Annotated in this window: 2 protein-coding genes; both read right to left on the bottom strand. The window is 67.0% G+C overall.

What is annotated here, in order from left to right; genetic code table 11:
* A partial coding sequence (locus EON91_RS14360; RefSeq protein WP_292096073.1) for an NAD(P) transhydrogenase subunit alpha occupies nt 1-332 on the bottom strand: 332 nt, incomplete at its 3' end.
* 121 nt (nt 333-453) lie between these two features.
* The gene (locus EON91_RS14355) at nt 454-1,578 is read right to left on the bottom strand and encodes a Re/Si-specific NAD(P)(+) transhydrogenase subunit alpha (protein ID WP_292096072.1); all 1,125 of its coding nucleotides are present in this window, start codon (nt 1,576-1,578) and stop codon (nt 454-456) included.
* Between the last annotated feature and the right edge of the window lie 165 nt (nt 1,579-1,743).

Genomic DNA, 1,743 nt, shown 5'->3' with positions numbered 1-1,743 from the left:
TAGTGCCCCCCGGTCTTCGTGGCGGCGTCCGCGGCCGGTTTGTCTTTCTTCTTGTACATCGCGAGCATGCGGCGCGTGACGAGGAAGCCGCCGAAGATGTTGACGGCGGCCAGCGCGACGGCAACGCCGCCCATGCCTTTCGACAGCCAGAGGTCGGAGGTCATCTCCTGGCCCGTGCCGGCCGCGGCGGCGATCAGCGCACCGACGATGATGACGGAGGAGATGGCGTTGGTGACGGCCATCAGCGGCGTGTGCAGCGCTGGCGTGACCGACCAGACCACGTAGTAGCCGATGAAGATCGACAGCACGAAGATGGCGATGCGGAAGATCAACCCGTCTGGCTGTTCCGCGCCGGTGGCTGCGAGGGCGGGCGAGGCGGCCAGCAGGGCCGTTAGGCCGAGTACCGCGAGGCGCTTCATCATGGGGCGATCCTTATAGCGGAGCGGGGTCGGCTTACGTGGTCAGCGCCGGGTGGACGACTTGGCCGTCTTTGGTGAGGACGGCGGCCTTGACGATCTCGTCGTCCCACTTCGGCCCGAAGGCTGCGTTCTCGGCTGTCAGCAACGGCAGGAGCGCGAGCAGGTTGCGGGCGTAAAGGGCGGACGCGTCAGCCGCGATGCGGCCGGGAAGGTTGGTGAAGCCGATGACTTTCACGCCATTCATATCGACGACCTGATCGGGCTTCGACGCCGGGCAGTTGCCGCCCTGCGTGACGGCGAGATCGACGACAACCGAGCCGGGGCGCATGGATTTCACCATCGCTTCGGTGACGAGCACCGGGGCGGGCCGGCCGGGGATCAGCGCCGTGGTGACGACGATGTCCTGCTTGGCGATGTGGGCGGCGACAAGTTCGGCCTGCTTGGCCTGGTATTCGGGCGACATGGCCTTGGCGTAGCCGGCGGCGGTTTCGGCGGCCTTGAACTCATCATCCTCGACCGCGATGAACTTCGCGCCGAGCGAGGCGACCTGTTCCTTGGCGGCGGGGCGAACGTCGGTGGCGGAGACGACGCCGCCGAGACGGCGGGCGGTGGCGATGGCCTGCAGGCCGGCGACGCCTGCGCCCATCACGAAGACCTTGGCGGCGGCAACCGTGCCGGCGGCGGTCATCATCATCGGCAGGGCGCGGCCATAAAGCTGCGAGCCTTCGATGACGGCGCGATAGCCTGCGAGGTTGGCCTGGGACGACAGCACGTCCATCGACTGGGCGCGCGTGATGCGGGGAACGAACTCCATCGCCACGGCGGTGACGCCAGCAGCGGCGTAGGCCGCAGCTTCGGCTTTCGCGGAATAGGGATCGAGCAGGCCGAGGAGGGCTGCGCCCTTCGGATAGGTGGCCAGTTCGGCGGCGTCCGGCGCGCGGACCTTGAAGACGATGTCCGCGCCCTTGAGCACGTCAGCAGCCGAGCCGACAGTTGCTCCGGCGGCGATGTAATCCTCGTCGCGGATGCCGGCAGAGACGCCAGCGCCCGCTTCGATAGCGATGGCGTGCTTGAGGCCAATCAGCTTCTTGACGGACTCAGGCGTTGCCGCGACGCGCGTCTCATCGAAACGGCGTTCCTTCAGAACTGCGATTTTCATAGTTCCCCCTAACCCGGAAAGGGGTCAGCTGCCCAGTAGAGCCGAACCCAGCCAGACCAGGATTTCGATGAAGACGGCCAGAACGCAGAGGCCGACAACCGTCGCAACCCAGGCGCCGCCCATGTTCATCAGCAGGCCGACGGCGACGCCGAACACGGCGAAGCC

Origin of the sequence: Brevundimonas sp. (assembly GCF_004210735.1) — a bacterium.
GTDB lineage: Bacteria > Pseudomonadota > Alphaproteobacteria > Caulobacterales > Caulobacteraceae > Brevundimonas.
The sequence above is the reverse complement of the archived record's forward strand: the minus strand, read 5'-3'. Positions and strand labels throughout refer to the sequence as shown.